This window comes from Bacillus sp. EKM501B (genome assembly GCF_011800505.1).
Taxonomy (GTDB): Bacteria; Bacillota; Bacilli; order Bacillales; family Bacillaceae_G; genus Bacillus_A; species Bacillus_A cereus.
Genome location: NZ_JAALFZ010000014.1, coordinates 115,173 through 130,256, shown reverse-complemented (window position 1 = coordinate 130,256; position 15,084 = coordinate 115,173). Strand labels below are relative to the sequence as shown.

The following is a 15,084-nucleotide window of genomic DNA, read 5'->3' as shown; positions in this document are numbered from 1 at the left end:
TGACTCTGGTGGCAGTGGTTCTGGCGGTAACGGTTCCGGTGGCAGTGGTTCTGGCGGTAACGGTTCTGGTGGCAATGACTCTGGTGGCAGTGGTTCTGGCGGTAACAGTTCTGGTAGCAACGGCTCTGGTGGCAATGACTCTGGCGGTAACGGTTCTGGTAGCAACGGCTCTGGTGGTAACCGTTCTGGTGGCGATGGTTCTGGTGGCAGTGGCTCACACGGCGGTAATGGCTCTCAAGGTGGCAATCGTGTTAAAGGCGATAGCAATTCTCAGGAGGGCAACGGTTCTCAAGGGGGTAATGTAAAAGATAATACGAAAAAACAAGGTGATAAATTACCGAATACCGCAACGCATTACCCTATATCTATTTTAATGGGTCTTTCAATATTCCTAATTGGTATGTTACTGTTTATTCGTCGTAAAAACGTAAAATAAGAGCAACATACTTCCATCTAAAGAATACATGAAATACTTTATAAAACTAAAAAGGACTTTGGATTGCATTTTATTATGCAGCCCAAAGTCCTTTTTATCACCTATCAGAAAAAGTATTAATACGCTTTTCCCCAATACACCATTTGTTTAGCTTCTTTACCACAACAAATACATTCATCAGCTAAATGCTCTTGCTCAAAAGGCATACAACGTGAAGATACTCCAACTTCTTCTTTTAGTTTTTCTTCACAAGCTAATTCCCCGCACCACATTGCCTTAATAAAGCCTTGCTTTTCGTCAGCTATTTTTTTCATCTCTTCGAAATTTGTCGCAACATACGTATTCTCATCGCGAAATGCTTTTGCTTTATCAAATAAAGCAATATGAATTTCTTCAAGTAATGCTGGAATACGTTCTTCTAATTGATCCATTGATACAAACTCTTTTTCCTTCGTGTCTCTTCTTACAAGTACAACTTGATTCTTTTCAATATCTTTAGGGCCAACTTCTAATCGAATTGGAATCCCCTTCATTTCATACTCATTAAATTTCCAGCCTGGTGTTTTATTACTAGCATCTATTTTTACTCGTGCAACCTTTTGAATATGTCCTTGTAACTCTGTTGCTTTTGCTAAAACTCCTTCTTTATGCTGAGCAATTGGTACAATAACAACTTGCACTGGAGCGACTTTTGGTGGCATTACAAGTCCATTATTATCACTATGAACCATTATTAGCCCGCCTATCATTCTTGTTGATACACCCCAAGATGTTTGGTGCACATATTGCCACTTACCGTTACGATCTAAAAACTTAATATCAAATGCTTCTGAGAAATTCGTCCCAAAGTTATGAGAGGTTCCTGTTTGAAGTGCTTTTCCATCATGCATTAAACTTTCAATTGTATAAGTTGCCTTTGCTCCAGCAAACTTCTCTTTTTCTGTTTTTTGTCCTTTAATAACTGGTATTGCTAAATAATCCTCACAGAAAGAAGCATATAAGTTTAAAATATTTAATGTTTCAGCCTGCGATTCTTCTGCCGTTTCATGGATTGTATGACCCTCTTGCCATAAAAATTCAGTCGTACGAAGGAACGGCCTAGTTGTCTTCTCCCAACGAACTACTGAGCACCACTGATTATATAACTTTGGCAAATCATTATAGGATTGCACAATTTTTGAAAAGTGCTCACAGAACAAAGTTTCAGATGTAGGACGTACACAAAGTCTTTCCGCTAACTTTTCATCTCCACCATGCGTAACCCATGCTACTTCAGGAGCAAATCCTTCAACATGATCCTTCTCTTTTTGCAATAAACTCTCTGGGATAAACATTGGCATATATACATTTTCATGGCCAGTTCCTTTTAACTTCTCATCCATCACCTTCTGCATATTCTCCCATAAGGCATAGCCATACGGACGTAAAATCATGCACCCTTTTACACTTGAATAATCAACAAGTTCGGCTTTTTTTACAATATCGGTATACCACTGCGCAAAGTCCTCTTCCATCTTCGTAATGGCTTGCACTTGTTCTTTTGCCATAGTCAGTCTTCCTCCTTCTAGAAAATACAAAAAAGCCCGCGTCCCTAAATAGGGACCGAGCTTTGCCGGCGTTACCACCCTGATTCATGCACAAAAATTGCGCATGCTCTCTTTTTGATAACGGGAAATTCCCGCTGCATATGCAGAACTCAAAGGCAGGTTCCATATTGCCTTTTTAAGAATCTTTCAGCCTGACGGATTCTCTCTCTGCTAAAAAGGTTGAACATGTACTAGTCCTTTTTCATCGTTATAACGAAATAAATTTGTTGATTATCATAATACAAATTCTTTTTTAAAACAATAGCTAATTTTCTTATTTTTATATATCCTTTTCATTTTTTGCAGTTTTATACGTAGCTTTTCCGCGTAATTTTCACAAGTTGATGTGCAATCATACCGATAAGTGTACCAAGTAGGACAAAGAAACCAATAAATCCATATCCCATTCCTTCCCACCCACCAATAACCATCATTGTAACGGGAAAGGACGCTAAGCAAAGAAGTATTAAACTAAGTGCAAATATAATATCAAACTGTTTGTCTGGAAACCGTTTCTTTAGTAAATATGAAATAGCAAATACAAGGATAATCGTGATTCCGCCAATGATGTAAAAAATACCAAATCCATCTAACCAATCCATAGTGTTCCCTCCCTCCATAGATTCCCTTATACTTAATTATATGTTTAATTTTTCTGAAAATAAATAATAAACTTTCACCTAAAAATATATATTTATTACTAGGTGTTAATAGTAATATATAATAATAGGTTTTATATAATCAGGAGGGAACTTTATGGATAAAGCATTAACAAACCACGTCATCATTTTATCATTCGACTGTTTATCAGCTTTAGATTTTCCTATACTACAAAAACTACCTCATTTCCAATCTCTAATAAAAAAGGGCACGGTTGTCGAAAAAGTAGAACCAATTTATCCTTCTGTAACATATCCAAGCCACTCAACAATCGTAACTGGTAATTACCCTAACAAGCACGGTGTTGTTAGCAATACGTTACTTCAACCAGGGCGTGAATCACCTGATTGGCATTGGTACCGAAAATCAATAAAAGGAACAACATTGTATGATGAAGCGCGCAAAGCAAATTTAACGACAGCTGCCCTTCTATGGCCTGTTACTGGAAGAGCGAACATCGATTACAATTTACCAGAAATTTTCCCCAATAGACCTTGGCAAAATCAAGTGTTAGTTTCCTTATTTAGCGGTAGCCCACTATACCAATTAGATTTAAATCGTCGTTTCGGCCATATAAGAAATGGTTTATCACAACCAGAGCTGGATGATTTCGTCCTCGCCTCTGCTGTGCATACAATCCAGACGAAAAAGCCTAATGTCATGTTCGTACATTTCACCGATCTAGACACACAAAGACACTATCACGGCTTTGAATCTAACGAAACAACAGCTGCTATCCAGAGACACGACGAACGTCTAGGGAAAATTATTCAAGCACTAAAAGAAAGTAACCTATACGAAGAAAGTACAATTATTGCCCTTGGTGATCATAGCGCTTTAAGTGAAAACAAATCCATCCAATTAAATGTGCTATTCCATCAAAGAGGACTTATATCTCTTAATAAAAAAGGAAAATTAGTAGACTGGAAAGCCTATTGCCAAAGTTGCGACGGCTCTGCCTATGTATATGTAAAGGACAAAAATGATACGGATACAATCCGGGAGGTACAACTACTCCTTGAAGAACTACTTCAAAATAAACAAAACGGAATTGAATTTATACTTCATGATGAAGCTGCCAAAGACTGCGGTGCAGACGGTAATTGTTTATTCATGTTAGAAGCACGAGAAGGGTATTATTTCACTGAAAACTATACAGGAGATTTTATAAAAGAAATTACTGAAAAAGATGTTACGCCTAGTAAAAAATATACATTTGGTACGCATGGATACTCTCCAACAAAACCTAACTATGAAACAATTTTTATCGCTGCTGGGAAAGGAATAAAAATTGGCTTTACCGTCCCGTATATGAGACTTATTGATGAAGGTCCAACTATCGCTAGACTACTCGGTTTACACTTAGGTGAAACAGACGGAGCAATTGTAGAGGATTTACTCCAATTGTAAAGAACTGTGTATATATGTAAAAGTTATGTAAAATTCATCACTGTTTCTCTTTTTATAATTTTTATTTTTGTACACTGTTAGTAAAACAAATTTAAGGGGGAACATTATATGAAAAAAATGTCCAGACAAGAAAAAAGCTGGATATTATACGATTGGGCGAACTCTGTATACTCGCTCGTCATTACAACTGCATTATTTCCAATTTACTTTAAAGCAGCTGCAAAAGAAGCTGGACTATCTGGGGCAACTTCAACAGCATATTGGGGATATGCAAACTCATTCGCAACACTTTTAATTTCTATACTTGCTCCTATTCTTGGCACAGTTGCTGATTATAAAGGATTTAAAAAACGTTTTTTCACATTCTTCTTTGGACTCGGTATCGTATTTACAAGTATGTTAGCAGTCGTTCCAACCTCTCAGTGGTACTTATTGCTAGGGTGCTATATGCTCGCCTTAATCGGCTTTGCTGGAGCAAACATTTTCTATGATGCATTTTTAGTAGACGTCACTTCTGAAGATAGAATGGACCGAATTTCTACAAGAGGATTTGCATTAGGTTATATCGGGAGTACAATTCCTTTTATCGGTTGTATCGCTCTTATTATTCTTTCTCAAAAAGGAACTATTCCCTTATCGGTCGGCATTGCTAGTCAAATTTCCTTTGCAATAACAGCTCTTTGGTGGGGGTTATTTACAATTCCAATGCTAAAAAACGTAGAGCAAACACACTATATTGAGCGTCATCCAAGACCTATTAGAATGAGCTTCAAACGTCTTGCTGATACTTTTAAAAATATTAAAGAATATAAAACTGTATTTATGTTTCTAATCGCTTACTTTTTCTATATTGACGGAGTCGATACAATTATTACTATGTCTACCGCTTACGGAACCGATCTCGGTATTAGTGCAACGAATCTATTAATCATATTATTTGTAACACAAATTGTCGCTTGTCCATTTGCTTTACTATACGGAAAATTATCTGAAACATTTACTGGCAAAAAAATGCTATATGTTGGTATCATTATTTATATCATTATTTGCACATATGCTTATTTTTTAAAAACGACACTTGATTTTTGGATTTTAGCAATGTTAGTTGCTACATCTCAAGGTGGTATTCAAGCACTAAGTCGTTCATACTTTGCAAAACTAGTACCAAAAGAATCTGCTAATGAATTCTTCGGATTTTATAATATATTTGGGAAGTTTGCCGCAATTATGGGTCCGGTATTAGTCGGTGTTACAACGCAATTAACAGGAAAAACAAACGCTGGTGTTCTTAGTATTATTGTTCTATTTATTATCGGAGGATTCTTACTAACTAGAGTTCCAGAAAATAATACATCCGTTACACCACCTAGTCCAAAGACTAAAACGCTATAAGAAAAGATCCTCTTCTCATAAGAAGAGGATCTTTTTTATTTTTAAAGGTGCGCCTTATAATGAACGACTCTACTGCTTGTACAAAAATAATTTATCAACAGTTGTTCCTAATACTTCAGCTAAACGGAACGCTAACGCTAAGCTTGGATCATATTTATTATTCTCAATTGCATTTATCGTTTGTCTAGAAACCTTACATTTATCAGCTAATGCGCCTTGTGAAATATTATTTTCAGTGCGTAATTCATAGATTTGATTTTTCACACCATTGCTCCTAACCTGTAAAATCGTTTTTACAACATCAGTATATAATTGGCTCATATAGTTGTCAAAAGTTCCTCAAAGAAAAAAGGAGCAATATTGCTCCCTTACAATAGTTATTTTGAAGCTAATGAATTTGTTAGTGCCTCTTTGTTAGCGATATCTTCTTTCTTTATTTGCATACGTACAACTGGCCCTATCGCTAATAAAATAAGTGCCATCGCTATACAAAACACAGTAACTAGTGAAGTTAGTTCCTTTAATCCTCCAGCTAATGAAGTTCCAATTAGCATTGCCCCCATAAACAGTGGTAAAATCGTTCCATTTACTCTTCCAACCATATTTTCTGGTACAAGTTGAATCATAAGCGTACCGACAACAATATTAACACAAGCTAAACAAATACCTGTTCCAAATCTCATGAAACTAGTAATCCAAAATGATGTAGATAGCCCTTCTACTAAAAATGAAATGGCTAATATACCCATACCGAATACAAACATCTTTTTCGGATTCACTTTTGAAGCGAAAACTGCAGCAACAATACCACCGAGTAACATACCTATTCCGTCAGCTGCCGCTAAATATTGAACAGCTTCTTTTTCCATACCTAAACGTTCAATTACAAGGAATACTTCTAATGGATTCGTTAATCCAACAGCTAAACCCATAATTGTAAAAGTGATCGTAATCATACGTAAATTTTTCGTATGAAGAACATACTTCCAACCTTCTTTTATATCATTTTTTAATGAGTCTCTCGCCACCTGCTCTTTTTCAACCCATTTTGGTAAGAATGAAAGGGCGATAGCAGATAACAAAAATAAAATGATTAAGCTATATAGTGATGTAAATAAACCAAGTTGTGTATACACAAGCGATCCTACCACTGGTCCAAAAATCAGAAATACTGACTGTAATGTTTGGTTAAATGCAATCGCATTTGCTACCTCTCCTTCTTTTACATAGCGCTTAAATATACGCGAAGATGAGGGCTGAGAAAACTGACCTACAATCGCGGAAATGAGTGTTGCAAAAAATATAGCCTGCCAATAATCCAGCTTTAACAACAAGACAATTCCTATAATAGACAGTACACTTAATACATCTCCAGCGACCATTGTTCTTTTCGGATTCCAGCGATCAGCTAGCGCACCACCGATAAACGAGAAAATAAAAATAGGTGCATATTCCATAACTGATAACAACGAAACAGAAACTGGATCATTATTCGTTCGCTCCATTATAAAATACAAAAGAGCCATATTTCTGATCCAAATTGCAAATTGTTGTAAAATATCAGACGCCATAACGAGCATAAATGCTCGGTTTTTAAATAAAGCGTTCATTTTCATTCCCCTTTCATAAACCGACCGTTCGGTCTAATTTATTTTGTAAGAAAAGCAACTGACCTATTATTCAGCTGCCATTCCTTTTAACAATACATCTATTGCCTTTTTATAAATACGTTTCAGCTCTTTATAATCTAATTCGTAGTAAAGCACTCCAAGTCCTGATAATAATCCGTTTACAATATACATAAGATCACGAGTATTATCTTCACGGAACTCTCCAGACTGTATACCTACTTCAATTAATTTCTCAAACATAACATATGATTCTCTAGTTAAAGCTAACAGTTCATCCAGAATCTCTTTACTTACAACTTGGCTCATAGAGAATTCCTCTATTGCATTTGAAATTGGTTGCTGTATGTCCTCTACATGATATTCCGCGAGACCATATAGTTTTTCAGTACTAGTGCTATACAACTTCTCTTTTTCATTCCATTTTTCAATCCAATCATACGTATGCTGTTTCACTACAAATAAAAATAATTCTTCTTTACTTTTAAAGTGATAATAAATACTTCCTTTACTTCGCTCTGTAATTTCACAAATCTCTTCCATAGATGTAGCTGCGTAGCCCTTCTGTGAAAATAGACTTTCTGCTTTATATGCAATTTCTTTCTTTATCTCTTCTGCGCTTCTTCTCATATTCACACCTCTTTAAACCGACCGTTCAGTCTAATAATAAATCAAAAACCTCTATCGCAAGAGGCTATATTCCTTATTTAAGAAAACGTACTTTCAAACCAAGTTCGAATCATATGTATGGTTCCAAATTTAAATGCTAATTTAACAAGAAATACGCCTCCCGCAGCTAATAAAAATAACACTACTTTCCCCTTATTTTTCACTTTCGGTTCCCTTTTCATTTCCATTCCCCTTAGTATGTTAAAAATATTAAACAAACGTTTGTTTAACTGTGTTTATGCATATGTAAGCCGACTAATCAAACGTTTGTTTAAAAAGAAATACGCCTATATAAGGCGCATTTTTATCAATCACCACCGCCACCACAGCTTCCTCCGCTATCTCCCCCAAAAGATCCTCCACAATCATGTGAGCCGCCATCATGCGAGCTATCATTATCAGATCCAGCAAAGAAAAATAATGGTGATGAGCTGTTAGATGAATTATGAATGTTATTTTGTTTTGTAAGATTTACCTTCTTTTTGTTCGATCGAACTGCTGTTACGATTGTTCCAACTACAACAAATAATAGTATGACAATAATAAATTCCATTTAAAAGCCTCCCTTATTCCTCGAATAATTGAATGGTTCTCTCTAGATTTTCAAGTGAAATGAAGCGTGATTCACGAAGAATTTCTTTTCCATTATGAAATAATAAAATTGTTGGCCCTGTAAATACTCCATATCGCCCCGCAATCTCCTGCATGTCTTGTAGTAATATCTCTATTTTCTCTACGTAATCATAATTCTCTAATACGCAATTTACTTTTCTTAGCATAACATCACAAACACCACAATTTTCCGTTTTAATAAACAGAAGTACCAATTGTTGTTCTTCGATATAGGTCGCTAATTCTTCTATCGTTTTAAATGTAGTCATCTTATCCCTCTTAGCGTAATTTACGAAATACTTTGTCTTGATACATACGAAAAGCTGAACTATCTTTAATCTTTCTCTTTTCCATTACCTGCTGAAAACGAAGCGTTTTTGCTGTTAACTCTTCTCGTAATCTCTTTCTCTCTTCTTCATCATAACAGCAAGCAATTAGATCCTCTATTTTTAATATATCTTTTTGTAGTTCCATTTCTGGTGGAATCATTCCCGCATTTTTTAAAATTTTATAACTCATTCTAAGTTCTGGAGGTACCATTGAAAGATCTTCTAATTGTAGTGGTTTTCCTTTTCCCGGAAGATAATCAAGATCACCATTCCGTATTGCTTGTCGAATTTTTTCTTCAGCAATGTTCAAAAACACATCCACACCATTCCCTCCTTTACATATTTTTACTATTATTTTACATGATATTTCCTTATCTTTCTATGCCTTTAATAATTGGCTCCATACAATTTTTTCTCAAATTTATTTATAATGAGCTTTTTCCTCCCATACCGATCTTTCGTTTTCATATACAGTTTGTATTCAAGCCTTTTTGTATTGAGAAAGTCTTTTTCAATTTAATAAAGCGTTTACACTAAATCTTACATTTGTTACGATTTAATCACCCCCAGCTCCCTTGTATAGACTTCGTGATGTCTGATCATTTTATCTAGACGTTTTATACGTCTAGATTCATTTTGATTTATTGGCGTATGCCTTTAAATATATCTTTTATTTTGAAAGGAGAAATGGCTATGAGGTCTCAAAAATTCACACTGTTATTACTATCTCTACTACTTTTCTTACCTCTTTTTCTCACAAATTTTATTAATCCAAATCTCGCATTAGCAGATTCACCAAAGCAAAGTCAAAAAATTGTTGGATACTTTCCTTCGTGGGGCGTTTACGGACGTAATTATCAAGTTGCTGACATTGATGCATCAAAACTTACTCACCTTAACTATGCTTTCGCGGATATTTGTTGGAACGGAAAACATGGAAACCCTTCTACTCATCCTGATAATCCAAATAAACAAACGTGGAACTGTAAAGAATCTGGTGTACCATTGCAAAATAAAGAGGTTCCTAATGGTACTCTCGTACTCGGTGAACCATGGGCTGATGTTACCAAATCGTATCCTGGCTCAGGGACAACTTGGGAAGATTGCGATAAATATGCCCGTTGCGGAAATTTCGGGGAACTAAAACGATTAAAAGCTAAATATCCTCACTTAAAAACAATTATTTCCGTTGGTGGCTGGACTTGGTCTAACCGCTTTTCTGATATGGCCGCTGATGAAAAAACAAGAAAAGTATTTGCTGAATCTACAGTAGCTTTTCTTCGCGCATATGGGTTTGATGGCGTAGATTTAGACTGGGAATATCCGGGCGTTGAAACGATTCCTGGTGGTAGTTATCGTCCTGAAGATAAACAAAATTTCACTCTCCTTCTTCAAGACGTCCGAAATGCTTTGAATAAAGCAGGTGCTGAAGATGGCAAACAATATTTACTAACAATCGCTTCAGGTGCAAGTCAACGCTACGCTGATCATACAGAACTAAAGAAAATTTCTCAAATACTCGATTGGATTAATATTATGACATATGATTTCCACGGCGGATGGGAAGCTACTTCTAATCATAATGCAGCTCTATATAAGGATCCAAATGACCCAGCAGCAAATACGAATTTTTACGTAGATGGTGCTATAAATGTTTATACAAATGAAGGTGTTCCAGTCGATAAACTAGTATTAGGCGTACCCTTTTACGGACGTGGCTGGAAAAGTTGTGGCAAAGAAAATAACGGACAATATCAACCTTGCAAACCAGGTAGTGATGGGAAACTTGCTTCTAAAGGTACTTGGGATGATTACTCTACCGGTGACACAGGTGTGTATGATTACGGTGATTTAGCAGCCAATTACGTTAATAAAAATGGTTTTGTACGCTACTGGAATGACACAGCTAAAGTACCTTACTTATATAATGCAACTACAGGCACATTTATTAGCTACGATGACAATGAATCTATGAAATACAAAACAGACTATATAAAGACGAAAGGTTTAAGTGGAGCAATGTTTTGGGAACTAAGCGGAGATTGCCGTACAAGTCCAAAATATAGTTGCAGTGGTCCAAAATTACTTGATACGCTAGTAAAAGAATTACTTGGTGGACCTATTAGTCAAAAAGATACTGAGCCACCAACGAATGTTAAAAACATTGTAGTTACGAATAAAAATTCAAACTCAGTTCAATTAAACTGGACTGTATCTACTGATAACGTAGGAGTTACGGAATATGAAATTACTGCTGGAGAAGAGAAATGGAGTACAACAACAAATAGCATTACAATTAAAAACTTAAAACCTAATACGGAATACAAATTTTCGGTAATTGCCAAAGATGCTGCTGGAAATAAATCACAACCTACCGCTCTTACTGTCAAAACGGATGAAGCTAATACGACACCTCCTGATGGAAATGGTACTGCTACATTTTCAGTCACTTCGAATTGGGGCAGCGGTTATAACTTCTCGATTATAATCAAAAATAATGGAACGACTCCTATTAAAAATTGGAAATTAGAATTTGATTATAGCGGCAATTTAACACAAGTTTGGGATTCTAAAATTAGTAGTAAAACAAATAATCATTATGTAATTACGAACGCAGGATGGAATGGTGAAATTCCTCCTGGTGGATCTATTACAATTGGCGGTGCAGGAACAGGTAATCCTGCCGAACTTTTAAATGCCGTCATTAGCGAAAACTAGACGTAATATCCATTAATTACTTCAATAAAGTTTGAATTTAGGTTTGAGCAATACCTCCTAAATTCAAACTTTTAATTTTATGAAAAATCAAAAATATCACAATAACCTATTATAATTATATTTAATTTCTAATATGAAGTTTATATGAAGTTCATTTGAATTTTACATGAATTTCCTTTAATTTCTATTGTCTTCCTATAATATCCATATTATCCTTTACATAAAGGAATTATTTTTATTCCATTTTGAACTATCTATATATATAAAGAAAGATAGTCACCTGTTAGGGAAAGGCTTTCGTATTATAAATATAACAAAAGAAAAAGCACGCTTATAAGCGCACCATAAGAGTGCTTCTTCATACAATTCTCATGTAAGAGTTCTCGAAAATCATGTTAATCACAAAGAAAAGGCATTAGCTCATAAAAGCTAATGCCTTTTCTTTATTCATATTGTTGAGTATTCCATTCTTCTATATTTCATAATTTTGTTATCTACGATTCATAGAAAGAAGGTTCATGTGAGACAATTAAAACCGTTCCTTTGTATTGTTGTAACGCTTCCTGTAAAGCCATCTTAGTTTCTACATCCAAATGATTAGTCCGTTCGTCTAAAATTAAAACATCAGCTTTTTCTATTTTTTCATATAAGGAGCTAACACACTTAAAATCTCTTCTTTATCCTTTTTTAATTCGAGTGATGTTAACATATCCATCGTTCTCGGCCTAGGTAATTTCACTTGTACCTCGCCAACTATTGACGCTGGTCTTTGAGATAAAATAAATACGCGATCTGAAAGCAAGATTGCCTCATCTAAGTCATGTGTAACCATAACGATTGTTTGCTTCTCTTGATGCCAAGAGTTTAAAAGCCAGCTATGTACTTCCATTTTTGTAAATGCATCTAATTTACCAAAAGGCTCATCAAGCAGCATAATTGGCTTTTCACATAAATATGTGCGCAGAAAACTAATTCTTTGACGCATACCACCAGACAATTCATCTGGATAATGGTTTGCATATTCATCTAGTTCGAACTGCTTTAATGCTTCCATTCCTTCTGTCAGCCTTTGTTTTTTCGGCTTTCCTTCAATTTCTAACGGAAGAACGATATTTTGCAAAGCTGATCGCCACGGTAGTAATAAATCTTGTTGTGGCATATAACTAACAACATCTTGCTCTTGTACTTGCTTATCGTTATACGTTACGTTCCCGCTTGTTGGTTTTTCAACATTTGCAATCATGTTTAATAATGTGCTTTTCCCGCAACCACTCGGTCCTACAAAGGAAACAAACTCTCCCTCTTGTATAGAGGCACTAATATTCTCTAATACATTCTTTCCGTCGAAAGATTTCACTATATTTTTTATTTGTAATCCGCTCATTTTTCACTTGGAAGGAATTCATTTGTAAAAGCATCTTTTACATCGATTTTCTTTTTAATAACTTTGTTGTCATATAAGAAATTCATGTAATTCGTCCAAATTTCTTCCTTCTGTACTCCCCATGCTTTAGCATCATCTTGATACTTCGTACTTAACCATTTTTGGCTTTCTTGAACTAAATCTTTATTCACATCTGGAACAGCTTTAATTAAAATATCAGCAGCCTCTTTCGGTTCCTTAATTGCAAAATTATAACCTTCTGTCGTTGCACTCATAAACTTTTTCACAAAGTCTTTATCTTGCTTCGTATGTTTTTCACTCGTAATAATAACAGGACTATAGAAATCAAGCGCTGGATCTAAGTCCTTCACCATAATCGTATTTAACTCTTTTCCTTGACGCTTCGCTTCAATACCATCCCAACCGTAATAAATCCATTCGAAATCTGCATCACGGCCAATTGATTTAAAGAAATCTGTTTGTCCTAAGATGATTTTTTCAACTTTATTAAAATCAGCTTGATGTTTATCCATAATCGTCTTTAATGTCGCTTCTTCTGCTGGTCCTCCCCAGCCGCCGTAACGTTTACCTTCAAAATCTTTCGGTGACGTCATATTGTCTTTCTTAAGCGATGCAAACGCTGAAGTGTTATGCTGAATAATCGCTCCTACAGATACAACAGGAATTCCTTCTACACGAGCTAACGTTACATTTTCTTGTGCACTTATTGCGAAGTCTGCTTTTCCTGATGCTATCATTTGCTCTGCTGTTACATTGTCACCTGGTTGAATAATTTCTACATCTAATCCTTGCTTTTTGTAATAATCTTTCGTTTTCGCTACATACAAGCCAGTATGATTCGTATTTGGAAACCAATCTAATACTACTTTTACTTTTTGATCTTTACTTGCACTTTCTTCTTTCTTCGCCGGATTACATCCAGCCACACCTACCGCTACTAAGGCAGCTAACATAACTTTCAAACCTTTTTTCATTTTCTGCCGTCCTTTCTATATATCCATGGTGCTGTTATTCTTGCCATAAACTCTACGATAAAATACAGGCATAATGTCACCATAACGATGATTGCTGCAACACCAAATACTCGGGCAGTCAAAAAGGATTTTGTAGCCCTCGTAAGCATAACGCCTAATCCTTCACTTGCACCGAGCCATTCTCCGATAATTGCCCCCATTACGCTATATGTAACTGCAATTTTTAAACCTGAGAAAAAGTATGGGAGCACTGCTGGAAATTTTACTTTCTGGTAAACTTGCCATTTCGTCGCCTTCATTGTTTGTAACAGTTTCAGCATATTTTTATCTACTGTTTGAAAACCTTCTAAAATACTAAGCGCAATTGGGAAGAAACAAACGAGTATTACGACCATTACTTTCGGCAACATCCCATATCCAAACCAAATAATAAATAGCGGTGCAAGTACAACAATTGGAATTGTTTGCGAAATAACGAGCAATGGATTTATTAAAATACGAAATAACGGTATAACGTCCATAATAATTGCGATGCTCGTCCCCAATAAAATTGCAAAGAATAGTCCAATTATAACTTCCTGCAGTGTTTGCATCGTATTTGGTAATAGTAAATCTTTCATCCCAATTAATTCTTGAACAATGGCAGAAGGCTTTGGTAAAATCCACGGTTCGATTTTAAATAATGAAACAGATCCTTCCCATATCGCAATGAGAAGGATAAGCCAAATAGTTGTAATAAGTTTAGATTGCTTCTGGTTTTGCATATTCATCACGGTACTTCCAAACCTTTTCATCTATCGTTACACCAGTGCTTGGACGATAATGGATTTTAATAGAAGTAATCACTTCTTCTGCTCCAGCGTCGACGCAAGCTTGTTGCGCACGTTTAACGACATCAAGAAGTACATCTAATTCTCCTTCCAAAGTTGTTTCCATTGCCCCTACTTCATAACGAACTCCCGATTGTTGCACAACTTCAATTGCTTTATCGACAACAGAATATACATCTTTCGTTTTCGCTTGTGGTACTACTGAAAATGACATTGTAACTTGTTGTGACATAATAAAATCCCCCTTATAAAATTAAATTTCAAAAATAAGAAAAGGCTTTCCTACTGCGTAGGAAAGCCTTGTATGCAAGTTATTACAGAATAACATATGCTACATCACTTTAAGTAACTCCCTACGCTGGCATTATCCAGATCAGGTTGAGGGTCGATGTTTACTTACATCCTCTCAGCCAATTGGCTCCCCGGTCCTTAATT

General features: G+C 35.6%; 17 protein-coding genes, 1 riboswitch and 1 other annotated feature. Of the genes, 4 read left to right on the top strand and 13 right to left on the bottom strand.

From position 1 onward, the window contains the following. A partial coding sequence (locus tag HFD78_RS22060; protein WP_191968111.1) for an LPXTG cell wall anchor domain-containing protein occupies positions 1 to 436 on the top strand: 436 nt, incomplete at its 5' end. A gap of 116 nt (positions 437 to 552) precedes the next feature. Here HFD78_RS22060 and proS read toward each other — a convergent pair. Together proS and HFD78_RS22050 are read right to left on the bottom strand one after the other, a co-directional pair. Further along, on the bottom strand, positions 553 to 1,983 hold the full coding sequence (gene proS, locus HFD78_RS22055; protein ID WP_001040994.1) for a proline--tRNA ligase: 1,431 nt from the start codon (positions 1,981 to 1,983) through the stop codon (positions 553 to 555). A 47-nt stretch (positions 1,984 to 2,030) separates the two neighbouring features. After that, positions 2,031 to 2,237: a binding site (T-box leader), on the bottom strand. A gap of 93 nt (positions 2,238 to 2,330) precedes the next feature. Further along, on the bottom strand, positions 2,331 to 2,624 hold the full coding sequence (locus tag HFD78_RS22050; protein ID WP_000383853.1) for a YesK-like family protein: 294 nt from the start codon (positions 2,622 to 2,624) through the stop codon (positions 2,331 to 2,333). Positions 2,625 to 2,778: 154 nt separating this feature from the next. Here HFD78_RS22050 and HFD78_RS22045 point away from each other — a divergent pair, with 154 nt between their 5' ends. Together HFD78_RS22045 and HFD78_RS22040 are read left to right on the top strand one after the other, a co-directional pair. After that, positions 2,779 to 4,092: an alkaline phosphatase family protein gene (locus tag HFD78_RS22045; RefSeq protein WP_000356417.1), complete on the top strand. Its 1,314-nt coding sequence runs from the start codon at positions 2,779 to 2,781 to the stop codon at positions 4,090 to 4,092. A 108-nt stretch (positions 4,093 to 4,200) separates the two neighbouring features. Beyond that, a complete protein-coding gene (locus HFD78_RS22040) occupies positions 4,201 to 5,484 on the top strand; it encodes an MFS transporter (protein ID WP_000738812.1) in 1,284 nt (427 codons plus the stop codon). Positions 5,485 to 5,553: 69 nt separating this feature from the next. Here the strand turns inward: HFD78_RS22040 and HFD78_RS22035 are convergent, their stop codons facing one another. From HFD78_RS22035 to HFD78_RS22005, 7 genes are all read right to left on the bottom strand, one after another. After that, complete coding sequence (locus HFD78_RS22035) at positions 5,554 to 5,805, bottom strand: helix-turn-helix transcriptional regulator (protein WP_002023181.1); 252 nt, start codon at positions 5,803 to 5,805, stop codon at positions 5,554 to 5,556. A gap of 56 nt (positions 5,806 to 5,861) precedes the next feature. Further along, complete coding sequence (locus HFD78_RS22030; protein WP_000992569.1) at positions 5,862 to 7,094, bottom strand: MFS transporter; 1,233 nt, start codon at positions 7,092 to 7,094, stop codon at positions 5,862 to 5,864. Positions 7,095 to 7,160: 66 nt separating this feature from the next. Continuing rightward, the gene (locus HFD78_RS22025; protein ID WP_001254434.1) at positions 7,161 to 7,742 is read right to left on the bottom strand and encodes a TetR/AcrR family transcriptional regulator; all 582 of its coding nucleotides are present in this window, start codon (positions 7,740 to 7,742) and stop codon (positions 7,161 to 7,163) included. 77 nt (positions 7,743 to 7,819) lie between these two features. Continuing rightward, complete coding sequence (locus HFD78_RS22020) at positions 7,820 to 7,963, bottom strand: hypothetical protein (RefSeq protein WP_000817981.1); 144 nt, start codon at positions 7,961 to 7,963, stop codon at positions 7,820 to 7,822. A gap of 125 nt (positions 7,964 to 8,088) precedes the next feature. Further along, entirely contained in the window at positions 8,089 to 8,334 is a 246-nt protein-coding gene (locus HFD78_RS22015) for a hypothetical protein (RefSeq protein WP_000394369.1), read from the bottom strand. A 13-nt stretch (positions 8,335 to 8,347) separates the two neighbouring features. Next, complete coding sequence (locus HFD78_RS22010; RefSeq protein ID WP_000206517.1) at positions 8,348 to 8,662, bottom strand: thioredoxin family protein; 315 nt, start codon at positions 8,660 to 8,662, stop codon at positions 8,348 to 8,350. A 10-nt stretch (positions 8,663 to 8,672) separates the two neighbouring features. Next, positions 8,673 to 9,044 carry a DnaJ family domain-containing protein gene (locus HFD78_RS22005; protein WP_000382380.1) on the bottom strand — a complete coding sequence of 124 codons (372 nt, stop codon included), beginning with the start codon at positions 9,042 to 9,044 and terminating at the stop codon, positions 8,673 to 8,675. A 371-nt stretch (positions 9,045 to 9,415) separates the two neighbouring features. Between HFD78_RS22005 and HFD78_RS22000 the strand changes: the two genes are divergently transcribed. Then, positions 9,416 to 11,440: a glycosyl hydrolase family 18 protein gene (locus HFD78_RS22000; RefSeq protein WP_001257472.1), complete on the top strand. Its 2,025-nt coding sequence runs from the start codon at positions 9,416 to 9,418 to the stop codon at positions 11,438 to 11,440. Positions 11,441 to 12,074: 634 nt separating this feature from the next. On the opposite strand, the gene HFD78_RS21995 is transcribed toward HFD78_RS22000, so the two are convergent. Genes HFD78_RS21995 through HFD78_RS21980 form a run of 4 tightly spaced genes read right to left on the bottom strand, consistent with a single transcriptional unit; the run spans position 12,075 to position 14,881 of the window. Next, positions 12,075 to 12,824 carry an ABC transporter ATP-binding protein gene (locus HFD78_RS21995; protein ID WP_000016085.1) on the bottom strand — a complete coding sequence of 250 codons (750 nt, stop codon included), beginning with the start codon at positions 12,822 to 12,824 and terminating at the stop codon, positions 12,075 to 12,077. Beyond that, entirely contained in the window at positions 12,821 to 13,819 is a 999-nt protein-coding gene (locus HFD78_RS21990; protein ID WP_000715568.1) for an ABC transporter substrate-binding protein, read from the bottom strand. The genes HFD78_RS21995 and HFD78_RS21990 overlap by 4 nt, the downstream gene beginning before the upstream one ends. After that, positions 13,816 to 14,589, bottom strand: a complete 774-nt coding sequence (locus tag HFD78_RS21985) for an ABC transporter permease (protein WP_001057166.1) — start codon at positions 14,587 to 14,589, stop codon at positions 13,816 to 13,818. The genes HFD78_RS21990 and HFD78_RS21985 overlap by 4 nt, the downstream gene beginning before the upstream one ends. After that, positions 14,561 to 14,881 carry an MTH1187 family thiamine-binding protein gene (locus HFD78_RS21980; protein WP_000082906.1) on the bottom strand — a complete coding sequence of 107 codons (321 nt, stop codon included), beginning with the start codon at positions 14,879 to 14,881 and terminating at the stop codon, positions 14,561 to 14,563. Before HFD78_RS21980 ends, HFD78_RS21985 begins: the two co-directional genes overlap by 29 nt. A gap of 101 nt (positions 14,882 to 14,982) precedes the next feature. Beyond that, a riboswitch (TPP riboswitch) is annotated at positions 14,983 to 15,084 on the bottom strand.

What these genes read in the sequence shown, in the direction of transcription:
- HFD78_RS22050 (WP_000383853.1), bottom strand. Translation starts at nt 2,624, where the DNA reads ATGGATTGGTTAGATGGATTTGGTATTTTTTACATCATTGGCGGAATC.
- HFD78_RS22010 (WP_000206517.1), bottom strand. Translation starts at nt 8,662, where the DNA reads ATGACTACATTTAAAACGATAGAAGAATTAGCGACCTATATCGAAGAA.
- HFD78_RS21985 (WP_001057166.1), bottom strand. Translation starts at nt 14,589, where the DNA reads ATGAATATGCAAAACCAGAAGCAATCTAAACTTATTACAACTATTTGG.
- HFD78_RS22020 (WP_000817981.1), bottom strand. Translation starts at nt 7,963, where the DNA reads ATGAAAAGGGAACCGAAAGTGAAAAATAAGGGGAAAGTAGTGTTATTT.
- HFD78_RS22045 (WP_000356417.1), top strand. Translation starts at nt 2,779, where the DNA reads ATGGATAAAGCATTAACAAACCACGTCATCATTTTATCATTCGACTGT.
- HFD78_RS22000 (WP_001257472.1), top strand. Translation starts at nt 9,416, where the DNA reads ATGAGGTCTCAAAAATTCACACTGTTATTACTATCTCTACTACTTTTC.
- HFD78_RS21995 (WP_000016085.1), bottom strand. Translation starts at nt 12,824, where the DNA reads ATGAGCGGATTACAAATAAAAAATATAGTGAAATCTTTCGACGGAAAG.
- HFD78_RS21990 (WP_000715568.1), bottom strand. Translation starts at nt 13,819, where the DNA reads ATGAAAAAAGGTTTGAAAGTTATGTTAGCTGCCTTAGTAGCGGTAGGT.
- HFD78_RS22025 (WP_001254434.1), bottom strand. Translation starts at nt 7,742, where the DNA reads ATGAGAAGAAGCGCAGAAGAGATAAAGAAAGAAATTGCATATAAAGCA.
- HFD78_RS22015 (WP_000394369.1), bottom strand. Translation starts at nt 8,334, where the DNA reads ATGGAATTTATTATTGTCATACTATTATTTGTTGTAGTTGGAACAATC.
- HFD78_RS22030 (WP_000992569.1), bottom strand. Translation starts at nt 7,094, where the DNA reads ATGAACGCTTTATTTAAAAACCGAGCATTTATGCTCGTTATGGCGTCT.
- HFD78_RS21980 (WP_000082906.1), bottom strand. Translation starts at nt 14,881, where the DNA reads ATGTCACAACAAGTTACAATGTCATTTTCAGTAGTACCACAAGCGAAA.
- HFD78_RS22040 (WP_000738812.1), top strand. Translation starts at nt 4,201, where the DNA reads ATGAAAAAAATGTCCAGACAAGAAAAAAGCTGGATATTATACGATTGG.
- HFD78_RS22035 (WP_002023181.1), bottom strand. Translation starts at nt 5,805, where the DNA reads ATGAGCCAATTATATACTGATGTTGTAAAAACGATTTTACAGGTTAGG.
- proS (WP_001040994.1), bottom strand. Translation starts at nt 1,983, where the DNA reads ATGGCAAAAGAACAAGTGCAAGCCATTACGAAGATGGAAGAGGACTTT.